Source organism: Nocardiopsis dassonvillei (assembly GCF_964273065.1).
In the GTDB taxonomy this organism is placed as follows: Bacteria; Actinomycetota; Actinomycetes; order Streptosporangiales; family Streptosporangiaceae; genus Nocardiopsis; species Nocardiopsis dassonvillei_B.
In genome coordinates this window covers 4,370,073-4,388,067 of sequence record NZ_OZ186815.1, presented here as the reverse complement: position 1 = coordinate 4,388,067, position 17,995 = coordinate 4,370,073, and the positions used below count along the sequence as shown (strand labels likewise).

Below are 17,995 nucleotides of genomic sequence, written 5' to 3'. Positions count from 1 at the left end.
TTGGTATCAAGAGGTGGTTGGTCGATTCAGCGTCCTTTTTGGCCTACGCTGGCGGCCATGTGCGGAATCGTTGGCTACGTCGGGCCGCAATCGGCGCTCCAGGTCGTCGTGGACGGCCTCGCGAGGTTGGAGTACCGCGGATATGACTCCGCGGGTGTCGCAGTGCTGGGCGGGGGCGCCCTGCACACCGAGAAGCGGGCCGGCAAGCTCGCGAACCTGCGCGGTGCCCTGGAGGAGCACCCGATCGCCGGTGAGGGTGCGGGCATCGGCCACACCCGGTGGGCCACCCACGGTGCCCCCAATGACGTCAACGCCCACCCCCACGTCGACAACGGCAACCGGGTGGCGGTCGTCCACAACGGCATCATCGAGAACTTCGCCTCCCTGCGGCTGGAGCTCGAGGAGCAGGGCTGCAAGTTCCTCTCGGAGACCGACACCGAGGTGGCCTCCCACCTGCTCAGCACCGAGCTGGCCAGGCGCGGCGACGGGGACCTCGCCGGGGCCATGCGCGCGGTGTGCAAGCGGCTGGAGGGCGCCTTCACACTGGTCGCCGTCTCCGTGGACGACCCCGACCTCGTGGTCGCCGCCCGCCGCAACTCGCCGCTGGTCGTCGGCCGCGGCCGGGGGGAGAACTTCCTGGCCAGCGACGTGGCCGCGTTCATCGCCCACACCCGCGAGGCGGTCGAGCTGGGCCAGGACCAGGTCGTGGAGCTGCGCCCGGACTCGGTGCGCGTCACCGACTACGACGGCAACGACGTCGAGGTCAACGAGTACCACGTGGACTGGGACGCCTCCGCCGCCGAGAAGGGCGGCTACGACTACTTCATGCTCAAGGAGATCGTCGAGCAGCCGCGCGCGATCGCCGACACCCTCCTGGGCCGCCTGTCCGTGGACGGCGAGCTGACCCTGGACGAGATGCGCCTGTCCCCGGAGGACCTGCGCGCCGTCGAGAAGATCGTCATCATCGCCTGCGGCACCTCCTACCACGCGGGCCTGATCGCCAAGTACGCGATCGAGCACTGGTGCCGCATCCCGTGCGAGGTCGAGGTGGCCAGCGAGTTCCGCTACCGGGACCCGATCCTGGACCGGCAGACCCTGGTGATCGCGATCTCCCAGTCGGGCGAGAGCATGGACACCCTGATGGCGGTCCGCTACGCGCGCGAACAGCGCGCCAAGGTGCTGGCGATCTGCAACGTCAACGGCTCCACCATCCCGCGCGAGTCCGACGGCGTGCTGTACACGCACGCCGGCCCGGAGGTCGGGGTGGCCGCCACCAAGACCTTCCTCACCCAGCTGGCCGCCTGCTACCTCATCGGCCTGTACCTGGCGCAGGTGCGCGGGCTGAAGTTCGGCGACGAGATCGACGCGGTGATCGCCCAGCTGGCCACCATGCCCGAGCACGTGGAGAAGGTGCTGGACACGGTCGAGCCGGTGCGCGAGCTGGCCCGGTCGCTGTCGGACGTCGACACCGTCCTGTTCCTGGGCCGCCACGTCGGCTACCCGGTGGCGATGGAGGGCGCTCTCAAGCTCAAGGAGCTGGCCTACATGCACGCCGAGGCGTTCGCTGCGGGCGAGCTCAAGCACGGGCCGATCGCGCTGATCGAGGACGGCCTTCCGGTGGTCGTGGTGGTGCCCTCGCCGCAGGGGCGCAGCGTGCTGCACGACAAGATCGTGTCGAACATCCAGGAGGTGCGCGCCCGCGGCGCCCGCACCATCGTGATCGCGGAGGAGGGGGACGAGTCGGTGCGCCCGTACTCGGACGTCCTCATCGAGATCCCGGCGGTGCCGACCCTGCTCCAGCCGATCGTGGCGACCGTGCCGATGCAGGTGTTCGCCTGCGAGCTGGCGCTGGCCAAGGGCAACGACGTGGACCAGCCGCGCAACCTGGCCAAGAGCGTGACCGTGGAGTAGCCCCGGAGGGGGTGTCTCCGGCCCGGGCGCGTCCGACTCCGTCGGGCGCGCCCGGCGTTTTCCGTGTCCGCCCCGCCGGTCCGGTGCGGCCCGCGTCAGCGGGCGGCGGCGCGGGTTCCGGCGTGCGCGGCGACGGCGGTGGCCAGGTCGCCGTGGGTGGGCAGCAGGGCGTGCAGGTCCAGCACGTCGAAGATGCGCGAGAGCTGGCGGGGCGGGCAGGCCAGGGCCAGGTGGTGGCGTTCGCGGGTGGTGACGCGCATCGCGTTGATGAAGGCGTTGACCCCGGAGGCGTCGATGAAGTCCACCGCGGAGAGGTCGACGACGACGCAGCCCTGCACGGCGGCGGCCGCGATGGCGGCGTACGCGGTCTCGGCGGTGGCGATGTCGAGTTCACCGCCGAGCGTCACGACGGTGGCGCCGTCGCAGATGAATCCGTCCCGTCCCGTGTCCAGCACGTCCACGCCCCGCTCCCCGCGTCGGAAAACTTCCCCTGTCGGACGCGATCGGTCGAATACCGACATGCCCTGACAGCCTACTCTGCTCCGGGGCGTGCCGGAGTGGGCCGCGGGAGGGGCGGACGGGCCCGGTACCGGGGCGGGACGGGCCGCCGGACCGGGATCGGGGCCGGCGGGGGTCAGCCGCAGACGGCCCAGACGACCTTGCCGCCGCGGACCGGGTTCCAGCCCCACTCGCCGCTGAACGCGGCGACCAGGCTCAGGCCCCGGCCGGACTCGGCGAAGTGGTGGGCGTCGACCTTGTGGGGGGCGCGGTCGCTGGTGTCGGCGACCAGGCACGCGACACGCCCGGATCCGCCCGCCCGGCTCAGGCGCACCACGACCGGGGTCTCCGCGGCGGCGCGTCCGGGGTCCAGGGCGTGGCGGCAGGCGTTGCCGACGAGCTCGGAGAGCACGAGCCGGACGTCGTCGGTGATCCCGGCCAGATCCCATTCGGCGAGGGCGCGCTCGGCGAGGCGGCGGGCCGCGCCGACGGAGTCGGGGACCGAGGCGAAGGCGCCGGTGACGGACTCGTGAGTGCGGTCGGTGCGGCCCAGGGGGGTGCCGCCCAGCGGGTCCGCCCAGTGGCCGCCCGGCAGCCGGGGGGCCTCCGCCAGGGAGGGGCGGCGCCAGGATGCCCCGGAGTGCCTCTCCGACGACATCAGCTCTGCGTTCATCACGGTCCTCACGAGTGGTGATGCGGGTTCGCTCGGCCTTGCCTGCGGGTGGCATCGTGGCTTACGAATGTAAGTCACGGATGCACGTGCAGATCAACGCTCGGCAAGCCTATAGGACGAACAGGCCTTATCGGTAGATCTACTTCCAAGAATTCACACGCGGGCATCCGGGTTTACAGTCGACCCACAAGGCCTCGGAACGCCCGTCCCGAACCCCTGTTCCCAGCAGAATGGGGTCGCTATACTGGGCGGTCGCTCGCGCCAAAGCCGCTACAGGGAGGCGATGTGGTCGCCGATCACGCAGAGAACTTCCAGGTCACCCGGGATTTCCTGGCGAATTCCAGCGGTGGCCCGACCGTGCTGCGCATTCTTCTCGGAACGCAGCTCCGGAAGCTGCGCCAGGAGAAGGGCATTTCCCGGGAGGACGCCGGATACGCGATCCGCGCCTCCCACGCCAAGATCAGCCGCATGGAACTGGGACAGGTCAGCTTCAAGCACCGCGACGTGGAGGACCTGCTCAAGCTGTACGGCGTGACCGACGCCGCCGAGCGCGAGGCCCTGCTCGGCCTCATCACCAGCGCCAACGCCCAGGGCTGGTGGCACCAGTACAGCGACGTGCTGCCCAACTGGTTCGGCGTCTACGTGGGCCTGGAGGAGGCCGCCTCGGTCATCCGGACCTTCGAGGTGCAGTTCGTCCCCGGCCTGCTCCAGAGCGAGGGCTACGCCCGCTCGGTCATCCGGCTCTCGCGCACGGCCACGTCCGAGGAGGACATCGACAGCCGCGTGCAGATGCGCATGCACAGACAGCGCAGATTCACCGAGGGCGAGGGCCCCCGCCTGTGGGCGGTCATCGACGAGGCCGTGCTGCACCGGCCCTACGGCGACGCGGCCGTGATGCGCGGCCAGATCGAGCACCTCATCGAGATGTCCCGGCGGCCCAACATCACCGTCCAGGTGGCGACGTTCGCCATGGGCGGGCACCCGGCGGCCGGCGGCCCGTTCAGCATCCTGCGCTTCCCCACCCCGCAGCTGCCCGACGTGGTCTACCTGGAGCAGCTGAGCAGCTCGCTGTACTTCGACAAGTTCGAGGACACCAGCCTCTACGCCCAGACGATGGACCACCTGGCCACGCAGGCGCCGCCGCCCTCGGCCACCGAGGGGATCCTGCGCTCGTTCCTGGACCGCTACCGGGACTGACCCGCCACCCCGCCTCCTCCCGCCCCCGAACGTCCCCCGACCCCGCATCCCCCGGCCCCTTCCCAACGCCCGGTACCGCTCCGCGTCCGGGCGTTCGCCGTGTGCGCACACCCGTTCGGCCTCGGTGACCGGCTTCGGCCACGACTGGGAAACGATCGGGAGTCCGTGAACCCCCTCCCCGCCCCCGGCGTTAGCCGTGACATGCGTATCCTCACTCATGGACCTTGCATATGTGCTTACGGACGTAATCACGTATGCACGTGCATGAGCTACGCTTTGGGCGCGCACCGAGGACGGAACGGCACAACGGGGAAGATCTCTCCCCAAAACCCCGCCCGGCCCGTGGCTCCGGCACGAGCGGACCGACGTGTCGACGGCTCCGCGCGTGGACACCCCCGCTCACACGTCCCCCGAAGTTCCAGGAGGTCGAGATGCACCCCGTCTACAACGGCGTTCCCGCGAGCCGTCTGCCCAAGGTCGAGTGGACCAAGAGCAGTTGGAGCAATCCGGACGGGAACTGCGTCGAGGTGGCGACCCTGCCCGGCGGGGAGTTCGCGGTCCGGAACTCGCGCGATCCGCAGGGCCCGGTGCTGGTCTACACCCACGCCGAGCTGGAGGCCTTCGTCCGCGGCGCCAAGACCGGGGACTTCGACGCCCTGCTGAGCTGACCCCGGCGGCGGCCGCCGGACGGCCCCGCTGAAAGGACTTTCCCGGAGAAGACGCCCGCACCGATGGCCACCGCGCCGGACCCCGGCCGCGCGGTGACCGCCTACCGTCCACGGTGCGGGCGCACGAGGAGCCCGGTACCCCTACACGGGGTACCGGGCTCCTCGCTTCGGCGTCCGGGGCGGCGGAGGCGCGGATCGATGCCCTGGGCGGGCCGGGGAGGCCCCTCCGCCGCGGCCGGTTACAGGCGGGTGGGGTCCACGCCGCCGTCCCCGATGGCCGCCGGAGGCGTCTCCCACGGGAAGTGGGTGGCGCCCAGGGCGGGCTTGAGGTCGGACAGCCAGACCGCTTTCTCGTCGTACTCGGCGAAGAAGGGCCTGCCCACCAGCTCCGGGTCGCGCGCCTGGATGAAGTGGAGCGCGAACACCTTCTCGCCCGCGATCTCGGTGACGCCGTCCACGCACACCTTGCCCGGCGTGGCCGACATCGACGGGCCGCGCACGGTCCGGGCCAGGCCGGAGACGTTCCTGTAGGCGCCGCGGAAGATCTCGTAGGCCTCCGCCAGCGGCACCGCGAAGTAGTCCTGGGGGCCGGTGTCGCGCTCGACGAACATGTAGTACGGGACCATCCCGTGGCGCAGGTGGGTGCGCCACATGCTCTCCCACGTCGCCGGGTCGTCGTTGATCGTGCGGATCAGCGGCGCCTGGGTGCGGATGACCGCGCCCGTGGAGCGGATGCGCCGTACGGCCTCCTGCACGATCTCCGGGCGCATCTCGTTCGGGTGCGAGAAGTGCGCCATGAACGCCAGGTTCTTGCCCGACGCCACGACCTTCTCGAAGAGCCGGAGCGTGTCGTCGGCGTCCGGGTCGGTGACGAAGCGCTGCGGCCAGTAGGCCAGCGCCTTGGTGCCGATCCGGATGGCCTCCAGGTGCTCGATCTCCAGCAGCGGCTCGATGTACTTGGAGATCACGCCCTCGCCCATGATCATCGGGTCGCCGCCGGTGAACAGGACGCTGGTGATCTCCGGGTGGGAGCGCACGTAGTCGACGAGCTGGTCGATCTCGCTGGAGGCGAACTTCAGGTCGGCGTCGCCGACGAACTGGGCCCAGCGGAAGCAGTACGTGCAGTACGCGTGACAGGTCTGCCCCTGCTTGGGGAAGAAGAGCACCGTCTCCTTGTACTTGTGCTGGAGGCCGGGGATCGGCTCCTCGTCCACCTTGGGGACGTTGAGGTCCATCTGCCCGGCCGGGTGCGGGTTGAGCCGCGCCCGGACGGCGTTGGCCGCCTCGTTGAGCTCCTTGCGCGGAGCCCCGGACCTGATCAGGTCGGCGATCCGCGCCACGTCGGCCTGGGGCAGCATGTCCGCCTGCGGGAAGACCAACCGGTAGATCGGGTCATCGGGTGCGGCGTCCCAGTCGATCAGCTCGTCAAGGACATAGGCGTTGACCCGGAAGGGCAGGACGGTGGCCACCGCCTGCACCGCGAGCCGCTCATCGGCGGCGAGACCGGCTCGCGCGGTGAGCTCGTCGATGTGCTTCGTCGTGTAGGCACGGAACCGACGCCCGGTGGACGGGGACGGTGCCGCCTCTGGCGTAACGCTCACGCCTCTCCTCTCCTGCATGTGAGTCAGGGCCGCCCGCGCGGGTTCGTGAGGGCAGCCCTGATCCGGGGGTTCCGGTGTGCGGGCACCCGGGAACCTCCGGAAACGGAATTCGTGTTCGGCTGTCACATGTACCCGGAGCGTGACGAACCTCCGGGCCAGCGAGCGGATATACCCCTACTTGGGGTTTTATATCCAGATAGATCAAAATACAGCTCTGACCTGGACATACTGCAAGCATCCTCGCACGAACGGATGAATGGCCCGAACCGTGGAACCTCCCGCCGCACCCGGTACGGTGTTTGCACACCACCCGCGCACCCGTCGGCGTGTGCCCGCACCGGCGCGGGGACCTGCGACGACGGCGTGCGCCCACCGCACCACCACACCGTGAAGGACGCCACGTGACCGGCACCTCCGACGCGGACGCACCCGTCGCACCCCGCCGCACCTCGCCGCCGATCATCGCAGTCGACGCGATGGGCGGCGACAACGCGCCCGAGGCCATCGTCGAGGGCGCCGTCCTCGCCGTGCGCGAACTGGGCCTGCGGGTCGTCCTCGTGGGCCGCCGCACCCAGATCGCCGGCCTGCTCGCCGAGCACGACGCCCTGCGCGAGATCCCGGTCGTGCACGCCGAGGACAGCCTCGCCATGCACGAGGGCGCGCTGGCCAGCTGGCGGCGGCCCCGTTCCAGCGCCGCCGTCGCCTGCCGCCTGATCCGGCGCGGTGACGCCGACGCCCTGGTCTCGGCCGGCTCCACCGGCGGCATCGTCGCCACCTCCACCGTGCGCCTGCGCACCCAGCACGGGATCCTGCGGCCCGCCCTGGCGGTCACCCTCCCGACCGGGGAGACGCCGACGGTGATGGTGGACGCGGGGGCCAACGCCGACGCCAAGCCGGAGATGCTCGTTCAGTTCGCGCACCTGGGGTGCGCCTACGCCCAGACCGCCTTCCGGGTGCAGCGCCCCCGGGTGGGGCTGCTCACGATCGGTTCCGAGCCCGGCAAGGGCAACAGGCTGATCCGCAGGACCGCGGAACTGCTCGCGGCCACCGCGGAGGACTCCACGGTCATGGACTACCGCGGCAACATCGAGGGCCACGACCTGCTCGCCCGCAAGGTCGACGTGATCGTCACCGACGGGCACACCGGGAACGTGGCGCTCAAGGCCGTGGAGGGGACGGCGGCGTTCGCCATGGACGCCGTCCGCACCGCCCTGACCTCGTCCGTGGCCGCCAGGGCGGGGGCGATGCTCCAGCGCAGGGCGCTGCGCGGGCTGCGCGAGCGCCTGGACAGCGAGACCTACGGCGGCGCCGCGCTGCTGGGTCTCAACGGCACCGTCGTCATCGCCCACGGCGACAGCCGCGCCCGCGGCATCGCCCACGCCTGCCGCCTCGCCCACGACCTGTCCGCCGGGGACATCGGCGAGCAGGTGCGCCGGCGCGTGCACACCCGCCAGGCCGGGTGGCTGCACCGCCTGGCCCAGTCGGAGGGCCCGGCCGAGGGGCGCTGAGGGAGCGGAAAAGCGCCGAGAACACTCCTGCGGGCTCGGTACGCTTGGTGCATGGCCGACCCGCAGGAAGTACTCTCGCGACGGGTCCAGTCCGCCCTCGGGGCCGCCTTCGGTCCCGAGTACGCCGACACCGACCCCGTCATCCGCCCGTCACAGTTCGCCGACTACCAGGCGAACGCAGCGCTCGCACTCGCCAAGCGCCTGGGCCGAAAGCCGCGCGAGGTGTCCGCGGCGATCATGGAGCACCTCGACGTCGCCGACGTCTGCTCGGCCGTGGAGGTCAGCGGACCCGGCTTCATCAACCTGACCCTGCGCGACGACTGGATCTCCGGGCGGACCCGCGAGCTGCTGGACGACGAGCGCCTGGGCGTGCCCGCCCAGGAGCGCCGCAACATCCCGCTCGACTACTCCGCGCCCAACGTGGCCAAGGAGATGCACGTCGGCCACCTGCGCACCACCGTGGTGGGCGACTCGCTGGCGCGGACCCTGGAGTTCCTGGGCCACAACGTCATCCGCCAGAACCACATCGGCGACTGGGGCACCCCCTTCGGCATGCTCATCGAGCACCTGCTGGCGGTCGGGGAGGACTCCCCCGAGGCGGACCTGCTCACCACCGACCCCAACGCCTTCTACCAGGCGGCGCGCACGGAGTTCGACTCCTCGGGCCCCGAGCCGGAGGGCTTCGCCGCCCGCGCCCGGCGCCGGGTGGTCGCCCTCCAGGGCGGCGACGAGGAGACGCTGCGCCTGTGGCGCAGGCTCGTGGGCCTGTCCAGGGTGTACTTCAACAAGGTGTACGCCAAGCTGGGCGTCACCCTCACCGACGACGACCTGGCCGGTGAGAGCACCTACAACGCCATGCTCGCCGACGTGTGCGACGAGCTGGAGGCCAAGGGCATCGCCGAGGTCAGCGACGGCGCCCTGTGCGTGTTCCTGGACGGCTTCACCGGCCGCGAGGACAAGCCGGTGCCGCTGATCATCCGCAAGAGCGACGGCGGCTACGGCTACGCCACGACCGACCTGGCCACCGTCCGGTACCGGGTGGAGGACCTCAAGGCCGACCGCATCCTGTACGTGGTGGGCGCCCCGCAGGCGATGCACTTCAAGATGGTGTGGACGGCCGCGCGCGAGGCCGGCTGGCTGCCGGACTCCGTCGAGACCACCCACGTGCAGATCGGCAACGTGCTGGGCCCGGACGGCAAGATCCTGCGCACCCGCAGCGGCGCCCCGGTGCGGCTGATGGCGCTGCTGGACGAGGCGGTCGACCGGGCGGCCGCGGTCGTCCGGGAGAACCGGCCCGACCTGCCCGCCGAGGAGCAGGCGGAGATCGCCCGCCAGGTGGGCATCGGCGCGGTCAAGTACGCGGACCTGTCGGTGGCGCACGACACCGAGTACACCTTCGACTTCGACCGCATGCTGGCGCTGACCGGCAACACCGGACCGTACCTGCAGTACGCGCAGGCCCGGATCCGGTCGATCTTCCGCAAGGGCGGGCTGTCCCCCGAGCAGGCGCGGGCCGACATCACGATCGGCCACCGGGCCGAGCGTGCGCTGGCGCTGAAGCTGCTGGAGTTCGGCCCGGTGGTGGCGCAGGTCGGCGACCTGCTCCAGCCGCACCGGCTGTCGGGCTACCTGTTCGAGCTGGCGCAGTCGCTGACGGCGTTCTACGAGCACTGCCCGGTGCTGGCCGCCGGCACCGAGGCCGAGCGCGAGTCCCGGCTGACGCTGGTCGCGCTGGCGCTGCGCGTGCTGGTCCAGGGCCTGGACCTGTTGGGCGTGGAGGCTCCCGAGCACATGTAGGGCCGACCGGAGGGGCCGGGACGCGCGCTGGCGCGTCCCGGCCCCTCGTCGTGCTCGGGCACCCGCGGGCGGACACGGACCGGGTCCCGGACCGGTCATCGTCCGAGAGAACTCTCACAGAGGACGAATTCCCTTGCACACCAGGTTTTCTCCGCTTTCCGGGATGAAGCGAGTCGGATCTCTCGCTCCCCTGCGCGTCCGAACCCCGGGCCGGCACGGAACGCCGGACCTAGGGTGGACGGACAAAACACCCAATGCAGACAAAAGGGAGAAGTAGGTATGGAATCCACTCCGGTCGGCCCGGCGCCGGGCCTCTGGCACCTGGACCCCCTGCACTCCAGCCTCATCTTCGTCGCCCACTACCTGCGCTTCGGCCGGGTGCAGGGAACGTTCGGGCGGGCGCGGGGGCGGGTGCTGGTCGCCGAGGACGCCGCCGCGTCCAAGGCCGAGGTGGTCATGGACGCCGCGAGCATCAACACGGGTGTCGGCGCCCGCGACGCCCACCTGCGCTCCCCCGACTTCCTGGACGTGGAGAACCACCCGGAGCTGCGCTTCGTCTCCACCGGGATGGAGCCCGGGGGCCGCGGCCGCAACGCCTTCCGGCTGCACGGCGACCTGACGGTGCACGGCACGGCCGCCCCCGTCACCCTGGACGCCCGGTGGGTGGGCGAGGCCCCCGACTACGCGTACCCCGACGAGGTGTACGGCCACTTCTTCTCCGCCACCACCCGCATCCGCCTGTCCGACCACGGCGTGGGCGACGGCGGCGAGGTGCCCTGGGGCGGGCGCCTGGTCGGGGACGAGGTCGACATCGTCCTGGAGGTGCGCCTCCAGAACCAGGACCCCGCCCCCTTCCTCCAGCAGATCGGCCACCCCTCCTGAGGCGGCCCCGGAGGGGACCGCGCCCCGCGGGCGCCGGGGCGCCCGGGCTCAGCCCCTGAGCAGCGCCTCGACCTCCGCCCGGGAGGGCATCGAGGAGCTGGCCCCGTGGCGCTGCACCGACAGCGCCGCCGCCGCGGCGGCGAAGCGCATCGCCCCGGCCGGGTCGGCGCCCTCCGCCCGGGCCACCGCGAAGGACCCGCAGAACGTGTCGCCGGCGGCCGTGGTGTCCACGGCGTCGACCTTCAGCGCGGGGACGTGGACCGGCTCGGCGCCGCGCGCCCCGTACAGGGAGCCCTCGCCTCCCAGCGTGAGGAGGACCTCCGGGACCCGCTCCAGCAGCGCCGCCAGCGCCTCGCGGGGGTCGGTGCGGCCGGTGATCGCGGCCGCCTCGTGCTCGTTGGGGACGAGCACGTCCACCGACTCCAGCAGCTCGTCCGGCAGCTCCCGCGCCGGGGCCGGGGTGAGGTGGACCCGGACGCCCTGCTCGCGGCCGGTGCGCGCGGCCGCGAGGACCGCCTCCATCGGCAACTCCAGCTGGAGCAGGAGTGCGTCGGCCCCGCCGACGAGCTCCCGGTCCCCGGGCACCGTGCCGGTGACCGCGCCGTTGGCGCCGGGCACGACGATGATCGAGTTGCCGCCGCCGCCGTCCACCACGATGTGGGCGATGCCCGAGGGACCGGGGACGGTGCGCAGGCCGGTGGTGTCGATCCCGGAGGCGACGAGGTTGCCCCGCAGTTCGGCGCCGAAGGCGTCGTCGCCCACCGCGCCCAGGAACACCGTGTCGGCGCCCGCGCGGGCGGCGGCCACCGCCTGGTTGGCGCCCTTGCCGCCGGGCACCTGCCGGAAGGCGGTGCCGGTGACGGTCTCGCCGGTGGCGGGAGCGGTGTCCACGTAGGCCACCAGGTCCATGTTGACGCTGCCGAAAACGGCGATGCGCGGGGTGCTCACGCCCCGTCCTCCTTCTTCTTGTCGCGGGGCAGCCCCTCGTCCCCGTCCAGGCCCACGATGACCGGGGCGTGGTCGGAGGCGCCCTTGCCCTTGCGCTCCTCGCGGTCGATGCCCGCACCGCTGACCCGGGCGCGCAGCGCCGGGGAGGCGAGGACGAAGTCGATGCGCATGCCGCGGCGCTTGGGGAAGGCCAGGCCCTTGTAGTCCCAGTAGGTGTAGACACCGGGGCCGGGGGCGTACTCGCGGACGACGTCCTCGAAGCCCGCCTCGCCCAGCCCCCGGAACGCCTCCCTCTCGGGCCCGGTGACGTGGGTCAGCCCGTCGAAGGCCGCCATGTCCCACACGTCGTCGTCCTGCGGGGCGATGTTGAAGTCGCCGACGTAGGCGATCTGCGCGCCGGGGTCCGCGGCCAGGGCGTTCTCGCCCACCTCGCGCAGGGCCCGGAGCCAGCGCAGCTTGTAGGCGTAGTGGGGGTGGTCGATCTCGCGGCCGTTGGGCACGTACAGGCTCCACACCTGGACGCCGCCGCAGGTGGCGCCGATGGCGCGGGCCTCGGCCTCCTCGGGGTCGCCGTAGCCGGGCTGGCCGGGGAAGCCCACCCGCACGTCCTCCAGGCCGACCCGGGAGGCGATCGCGACGCCGTTCCACTGGGAGATCCCGTGGTGGGCGACCTCGTAGCCGCGGTCGGTGAAGACGGAGCCGGGGAACTGGTCGTCCCTGGCCTTGGTCTCCTGGATGGCGAGGACGTCGACGTCGCTCCGGTCGAGCCAGGCGCCGATCCGATCGACCCGGGCCCGGGCACTGTTCACATTCCAAGTCGCGATTCGCACAGCGCCAGCCTAGGGCTTCGCGGCGACAGAGGCGCGGGCTCCGGGGACGCCGGGAGGGTGGCGGGCGGGGGTCGGCCGCCGGGCTCCGGACGAGGTGGTGGGCCCCGGTGCGGCCGTCCTCCGCACCGGGGCCCGACGGGACTCCCAGCACATGCCCGGTTGTTTCCGTCGCGTCCCGTAAGACGGCCGAGGGCCTTCCGAGGTTCGCATTTCGCCCAAGGTTTTTTGCGGCGGCGTCACCCTCCGCGGGCGGGCGGCGGGCCCTGCCGTGCGTCGACGCGCCCGCACCCGGGTAGGGCTGTGATGCAGGCCACACGAGACACCCCTTCCTGGACGAGGTGACGACATGTCCGCGGCCGATCCCGACGCCCGAGCGCACACCCCCGGCCCCACCGCACCCGAGCCCGCCCCCGAGGTCGACGAACGCCGTGCCAGAGCAGTGGCCGAGCAGGCCCGTGAGGAGGCCTCCGACCTGCCCGGCTTCGCCAAGGAGCTGTACCTGGGCCGCCTGCGCCTGGACCTGATCCACCCGATGCCCGTCCCCGACCGGGAGGACGACGAGCGCGGCGACGCCTTCCTCGCCCGGCTGCGCGACTTCTGCGAGGGGATCGACCCCCACCGCATCGAACGCGAGGAGCGGATCCCCGACGAGGTCGTGGCCGGGCTGCGCGAGCTGGGCGCCCTGGGCATGAAGATCCCCGTCGAGTACGGCGGCCTGGGACTGAGCCAGGTCCACTACAACCGCGCCCTCGCCCTGGTGGGCTCGGTGTCCCCGGCGGTCGGCGCCCTGCTGTCGGCCCACCAGTCGATCGGCGTGCCCCAGCCGGTGTCCATGTTCGGCACCCCGGCGCAGAAGCGGGAGTTCCTGCCGCGCTGCGCCCGCGAGGCCATCAGCGCGTTCCTGCTCACCGAGCCCGACGTGGGCAGCGACCCCGCCCGGCTGCGTACCACCGCCGTGCCCACCGACGACGGGACCGCCTACCTGCTCGACGGGGTGAAGCTGTGGACCACCAACGGCGTCGTCGCCGACCTGCTGGTGGTGATGGCACGTGTGCCGGAGGGCCCCGGCCACCGGGGCGGCATCACCGCGTTCGTGGTCGAGGGGGACTCCCCCGGGATCACCGTGGAGCGGCGCAACCGGTTCATGGGCCTGCGGGGGCTGGAGAACGGCGTCACCCGGCTGCACGGCGTCCGCGTGCCGGCCGCCCACCGGATCGGCGAGGAGGGGCAGGGGCTGCGCATCGCCCTGTCCACCCTCAACACGGGGCGCCTGTCCCTGCCCGCCCTGTGCGTGGGCGCCGGGAAGTGGGCCACCAGGATCGCCCGCGAGTGGTCCCGCGAACGGGTCCAGTGGGGGCGCCCGGTCGGGCGGCACGAGGAGGTCGCCAAGAAGATCTCCTACATCGCCGCCACCACCTACGCCATGGAGGCCATGCTCGACCTGGCGAGCCGGATGGCCGACGAGAAGCGCAGGGACATCCGCATCGAGGCGGCCATCGCCAAGCTGTGGGCCTCCGAGCACGCCTACCGGATCGCCGACGAACTGGTGCAGATCCGCGGCGGGCGCGGGTTCGAGACCGCCGAGTCGCTGGCCGCCCGCGGCGAGCGGGGGATCCCCGCCGAGCAGATGCTCCGGGACCTGCGCATCAACCGGATCTTCGAGGGGTCCACCGAGATCATGCACCTGCTGATCGCCCGCGAGGCGGTGGACGCCCACCTGGCGGTGGCCGGGGACATCATCGACCCGGACGCCGACCGGGCGGCCAGGGCGCGGGCCCTGGCCAGGGCCACCGGGTTCTACGCCGCCTGGCTGCCGACGCTGGCGGTGGGCCGGGGGCAGCTGCCGTCGGCGTACGTGGAGTTCGGGCCGCTGGCCGGGCACCTGCGCTACGTGGAGCGCGCCGCCCGCAGGCTGGCGCGGTCCACGTTCTACGGGATGTCGCGCTGGCAGGGCGGGCTGGAGGTCCGGCAGGGGTTCCTGGGCAGGGTGGTGGACATCGGCGCCGAGCTGTTCGCGATGAGCGCGGTGGCCGTGCGCGCCCGGCACGACGCCGACACCCGGCCCGAGCGCGGCACGACGCCCCTGGAGCTCGCCGACGTGTTCTGCCGCCAGGCGCGCCTGCGCGCCGACACGCTGTTCGAGGGCCTGTGGTCCAACACCGACGCCGTCGACGGGAAGCTGGCCCGCCGGGTGATGGACGACTCCTACACCTGGCTGGAGGAGGGCGTGCTCGACCCGTCCCTGCCCGGACCGCTGATCGCCCCGGCCGAGCCGGGGCCCTCGGCCGAGAAGAACCTGCACCGGCGGATGGGCTGAGCCGCGGAATGTCGGAGGCGGGGGCTAGCGTGTTCGGCATGCCCGAACCGCACCCCCGCCGTGACGCGGAACTGTCCCTCTCCCAGGCCCGCCGGATCGCGATCGCCGCCCAGGGGCTGACGGACCCCCGGCCCGCGGGCACGCCGACCCTGGCCCACCTGGGCCGGGTGGTGCGCCGCCTGGGGATCATCCAGATCGACAGCGTGAACGTCCTCGCCCGCAGCCAGTACCTGCCGGTGTTCGCCCGGATGGGCGGCTACGACACCGCGCTGCTGGACCGGGCGGCCACCACCGCCGCCAAGGCGAGCCCGGCCCGCCTGGTCGAGTGCTGGGCCCACGAGGCGAGCCTGGTGCCCCCGGCCACCCGGCAGCTCATGCGGTACCGCATGGAGCGCAACCGGGCCAGGACCGGGAGCGGCTGGATGAGCAGCATCCAGGCGGAGCGGCCGCAGCTGATCAAGGCGGTCTACGAGGAGGTCGCCCGGATCGGCCCGGCCACCGCCCGCGAGGTGGAGGCCGCGCTCGCCCACGACGTGCCGCGCGCCAAGGACCACTGGGGGTGGAACTGGTCGGAGGTGAAGAAGTCCCTGGAGTACCTGTTCTGGGTCGGCGACCTCACCTCCAACGGCCGCAACTCCCAGTTCGAGCGCCGCTACGACCTGCCCGAGCGGGTGCTTCCCGCCGAGGTGCACGCGGCGCCCCTGGTGAGCGACGCCGACGCCCACCGGGAGCTGGTGGCCATCGCCGCCCGCGCGCACGGGATCGCCACCGAACCCTGCCTGCGCGACTACTTCCGGCTCAAGGGCGCCGAGTCGCGCCCGGCCGTCGCCGACCTGGTGGACTCCGGCGAGCTGGTGCCGGTCCGGGTCCGTGGCTGGGACCGCACCGCCTACCTGCACCGCGACGCCCGCATTCCGCGCAGGGTGGAGGCGAGGGCCCTGCTGAGCCCGTTCGACTCCCTGGTGTGGACCCGGGACCGGGCCGAGGAGCTGTTCGGCTTCCGGTACCGCATCGAGATCTACACCCCGGCCGCCAAGCGGGTGCACGGCTACTACGTGCTGCCGTTCCTGCTGGGCGAGGACCTGGTGGCCCGCGTCGACCTCAAGGCGGACCGCGCCTCGGGCACCCTGCTCGCCCAGCGGATCACCCTGGAGGAGGGCGCACCGGCCGACACGCTGCCGCAGCTGGTGGAGCACCTGGCCGAGATGGCCGCCTGGCTGAACCTGCCCAACGGCCCCGGCGGCCCCGCCCTGGCCCGCTGGTTCGGCGGGACGAGCTTGACGGCCGGGAAGTAGGTGCGGAATCCGCGCGCGTCCCGGGTCGGCAGCTGGAGACCGGAGACCGCGGCGTGCGCCCCGACGTGGAAGCCGGGCAGCGGTGCGGTCTTGGTCCCGCTCCGATCTCGGTAACGGCTGTAGCACCTGCCCGCCGGGCCGCGCGGCCCCCGGAGGGGCGGCGCGGCCCGGCGGGCGCGGGGTCAGACGCGCTCGATGATGGTGACGTTGGCCTGGCCGCCGCCCTCGCACATGGTCTGGAGGCCGTAGCGGCCGCCGGTGCGGTGCAGCTCGTTGACCAGCTTGGTCATGAGGACGGCGCCGGTGGCGCCCAGCGGGTGGCCCAGGGCGATCGCGCCGCCGTTGGGGTTGACCCTGGCGGGGTCGGCGCCCAGCTCCTCGATCCAGGACAGCGGGACCGGCGCGAAGGCCTCGTTGATCTCGGTGACGTCGATGTCGTCGATGCCCAGGCCCGCCTTCTCCAGCGCGATCCTGGTGGCCGGGATCGGGGCGGTGAGCATGTAGACCGGGTCGTCGCCGACCAGGGACAGCTGGACGATGCGGGCCAGGGGGGTGAGCCCGTGCCGCTCCACCGCACGCTCGGAGGCGATGAGGACCGCGCCGGCGCCCACGGAGATCTGGCTGGCCACGGCGGCGGTGAGCTCCCAGCCGTCGCGCAGGGCCTTCAGGCCCGCCATCTTCTCCAGGGTGGTGTCGGGGCGCACGCCCTCGTCCTGCGTGACGCCCGCGATCGGGGCGATCTGGGAGTCGAAGCGGCCGTCGGCGATCGCCTCGGCGGCCCGCCGGTGGCTCTCCAGGGCGTACTCCTCCAGCTGCTCCCGCTTGAAGCCCCACTTCTCGCACATGAGCTGGGCGCCGCGGAACTGCGAGATCTCCTGGAGGCCGTAGCGCTCCACCCAGCCCTCGCCGTACAGTCCCAGGTCGTTGTCGATGGCGTACTGGACGTTGGAGCCCATGGGGACCATGCCCATGTTCTCCACGCCGGAGGCCACCACCAGGTCCTGGGTGCCGGACATGACGCCCTGGGCGGCGAAGTGGACGGCCTGCTGGGAGGAGCCGCACTGGCGGTCGATGGTGACCCCGGGGACGCCCTCGGGCAGCCCGGCGGACAGCCAGGAGGTGCGGGCCAGGTCCAGGGCCTGGGGGCCGACCTGGCTGACGCAGCCCATGATGACGTCCTCGACGGCGGACGGGTCCACACCCGTGCGCTGGACGAGTTCCTTGAGCACGTGCGCACCGAGGTCGGCGGGGTGGACGGCGGCCAGCGCGCCCTTCCTCGTCCCGACGGGGGTGCGGACGGCGCCGACGATGTATGCCTCGGCCACGGGTCCTCCAAGGGCCTGGGTGACGTTTCCTATGAACCGAACTGTATTCGGTTTTGTGGATCCGGCAAGACCCCGGCCCCCCTTCACCGTCCGTTTCCCCTCCCGTTCACCCCGGTGTGCTGCTCTGGAGTCGACGAGAGGAGACGACGATGAGCGGGATGGTCCTCGTCCTGGGCACGGCCGCGGGCACGGTGCTGTTCTTCCTCGCCTTCGCCTCCGGCCGCCGCGTCCTGGCCTGGGGCGTCGGCGCGGGCGCGCTCGCCGCCGGGATCCTGGGCGCCCGCCTGCTGGCGGAGGTCCCCCTGTGGGCCCTGCTGCCGCCGGTGTGCCTCTCGGCGCTGCTGTGGGGCTGGCTGCACGTGGCCTCCCGCTACGCGGACGCCGACGAGGAGGCGGCCCGGTACTACCCCGAGGTCGCCGGCTCCGGGGACGGCGCCCCCGACCGCGCCGGAAGCGCCTAGACCGTGCTCTTCGGACCTCCGCTTCGGTCCGCGTTCGGCGCCCCCGGAAGGCGGGAACCCTCGGCCCCACGGGAACGTCCCCGT

The 17,995-nt window shown here is 72.4% G+C and carries 15 protein-coding genes; 9 read left to right on the top strand and 6 right to left on the bottom strand.

Annotated elements, in window-relative coordinates; genetic code table 11:
* Window positions 1-57 precede the first annotated feature (57 nt).
* Window positions 58-1,911: a glutamine--fructose-6-phosphate transaminase (isomerizing) gene (gene glmS, locus ACSUPR_RS19630; protein ID WP_436886160.1), complete on the top strand. Its 1,854-nt coding sequence runs from the start codon at window positions 58-60 to the stop codon at window positions 1,909-1,911.
* Window positions 1,912-2,006: 95 nt separating this feature from the next.
* On the opposite strand, the gene ACSUPR_RS19625 is transcribed toward glmS, so the two are convergent.
* Window positions 2,007-2,372: an STAS domain-containing protein gene (locus tag ACSUPR_RS19625; RefSeq protein WP_436886159.1), complete on the bottom strand. Its 366-nt coding sequence runs from the start codon at window positions 2,370-2,372 to the stop codon at window positions 2,007-2,009.
* Window positions 2,373-2,545: 173 nt separating this feature from the next.
* A complete protein-coding gene (locus ACSUPR_RS19620; protein ID WP_436886158.1) occupies window positions 2,546-3,082 on the bottom strand; it encodes an ATP-binding protein in 537 nt (178 codons plus the stop codon).
* Between the two features lie 285 nt (window positions 3,083-3,367).
* Here ACSUPR_RS19620 and ACSUPR_RS19615 point away from each other — a divergent pair, with 285 nt between their 5' ends.
* Both ACSUPR_RS19615 and ACSUPR_RS19610 read left to right on the top strand, forming a co-directional pair.
* Entirely contained in the window at window positions 3,368-4,279 is a 912-nt protein-coding gene (locus ACSUPR_RS19615; RefSeq protein WP_436886157.1) for a helix-turn-helix domain-containing protein, read from the top strand.
* Window positions 4,280-4,710: 431 nt separating this feature from the next.
* Window positions 4,711-4,947, top strand: a complete 237-nt coding sequence (locus ACSUPR_RS19610) for a DUF397 domain-containing protein (protein ID WP_436886156.1) — start codon at window positions 4,711-4,713, stop codon at window positions 4,945-4,947.
* A gap of 239 nt (window positions 4,948-5,186) precedes the next feature.
* Here the strand turns inward: ACSUPR_RS19610 and ACSUPR_RS19605 are convergent, their stop codons facing one another.
* Window positions 5,187-6,425, bottom strand: coding sequence for a KamA family radical SAM protein (locus ACSUPR_RS19605; protein ID WP_436892063.1), 1,239 nt, complete (start codon window positions 6,423-6,425; stop codon window positions 5,187-5,189).
* 524 nt (window positions 6,426-6,949) lie between these two features.
* On the opposite strand from ACSUPR_RS19605, the gene plsX reads away from it, so the two are divergent.
* The 3 genes from plsX to ACSUPR_RS19590 all read left to right on the top strand — a co-directional run bounded on the left by plsX (window position 6,950) and on the right by ACSUPR_RS19590 (window position 10,735).
* Window positions 6,950-8,056, top strand: coding sequence for a phosphate acyltransferase PlsX (gene plsX / locus ACSUPR_RS19600; protein ID WP_436886155.1), 1,107 nt, complete (start codon window positions 6,950-6,952; stop codon window positions 8,054-8,056).
* A gap of 51 nt (window positions 8,057-8,107) precedes the next feature.
* A complete protein-coding gene (argS, locus tag ACSUPR_RS19595; protein WP_436886154.1) occupies window positions 8,108-9,853 on the top strand; it encodes an arginine--tRNA ligase in 1,746 nt (581 codons plus the stop codon).
* A 279-nt stretch (window positions 9,854-10,132) separates the two neighbouring features.
* Window positions 10,133-10,735 carry a YceI family protein gene (locus ACSUPR_RS19590; RefSeq protein ID WP_436886153.1) on the top strand — a complete coding sequence of 201 codons (603 nt, stop codon included), beginning with the start codon at window positions 10,133-10,135 and terminating at the stop codon, window positions 10,733-10,735.
* Between the two features lie 48 nt (window positions 10,736-10,783).
* Here the strand turns inward: ACSUPR_RS19590 and ACSUPR_RS19585 are convergent, their stop codons facing one another.
* Together ACSUPR_RS19585 and ACSUPR_RS19580 are read right to left on the bottom strand one after the other, a co-directional pair.
* Window positions 10,784-11,644, bottom strand: a complete 861-nt coding sequence (locus tag ACSUPR_RS19585; RefSeq protein WP_436892062.1) for a ribokinase — start codon at window positions 11,642-11,644, stop codon at window positions 10,784-10,786.
* 35 nt (window positions 11,645-11,679) lie between these two features.
* Window positions 11,680-12,492 (bottom strand): exodeoxyribonuclease III, encoded by an 813-nt coding sequence (locus ACSUPR_RS19580; protein ID WP_436886152.1) that lies wholly within the window; start codon window positions 12,490-12,492, stop codon window positions 11,680-11,682.
* 367 nt (window positions 12,493-12,859) lie between these two features.
* Between ACSUPR_RS19580 and ACSUPR_RS19575 the strand changes: the two genes are divergently transcribed.
* Window positions 12,860-14,830, top strand: coding sequence for an acyl-CoA dehydrogenase family protein (locus tag ACSUPR_RS19575; RefSeq protein ID WP_436886151.1), 1,971 nt, complete (start codon window positions 12,860-12,862; stop codon window positions 14,828-14,830).
* Between the two features lie 38 nt (window positions 14,831-14,868).
* Window positions 14,869-16,125 (top strand): winged helix-turn-helix domain-containing protein, encoded by a 1,257-nt coding sequence (locus ACSUPR_RS19570; protein ID WP_436886150.1) that lies wholly within the window; start codon window positions 14,869-14,871, stop codon window positions 16,123-16,125.
* Window positions 16,126-16,307: 182 nt separating this feature from the next.
* On the opposite strand, the gene ACSUPR_RS19565 is transcribed toward ACSUPR_RS19570, so the two are convergent.
* Complete coding sequence (locus ACSUPR_RS19565) at window positions 16,308-17,450, bottom strand: acetyl-CoA C-acetyltransferase (protein WP_436886149.1); 1,143 nt, start codon at window positions 17,448-17,450, stop codon at window positions 16,308-16,310.
* A gap of 149 nt (window positions 17,451-17,599) precedes the next feature.
* Between ACSUPR_RS19565 and ACSUPR_RS19560 the strand changes: the two genes are divergently transcribed.
* On the top strand, window positions 17,600-17,911 hold the full coding sequence (locus tag ACSUPR_RS19560; RefSeq protein WP_436886148.1) for a hypothetical protein: 312 nt from the start codon (window positions 17,600-17,602) through the stop codon (window positions 17,909-17,911).
* Window positions 17,912-17,995: the final 84 nt, after the last annotated feature.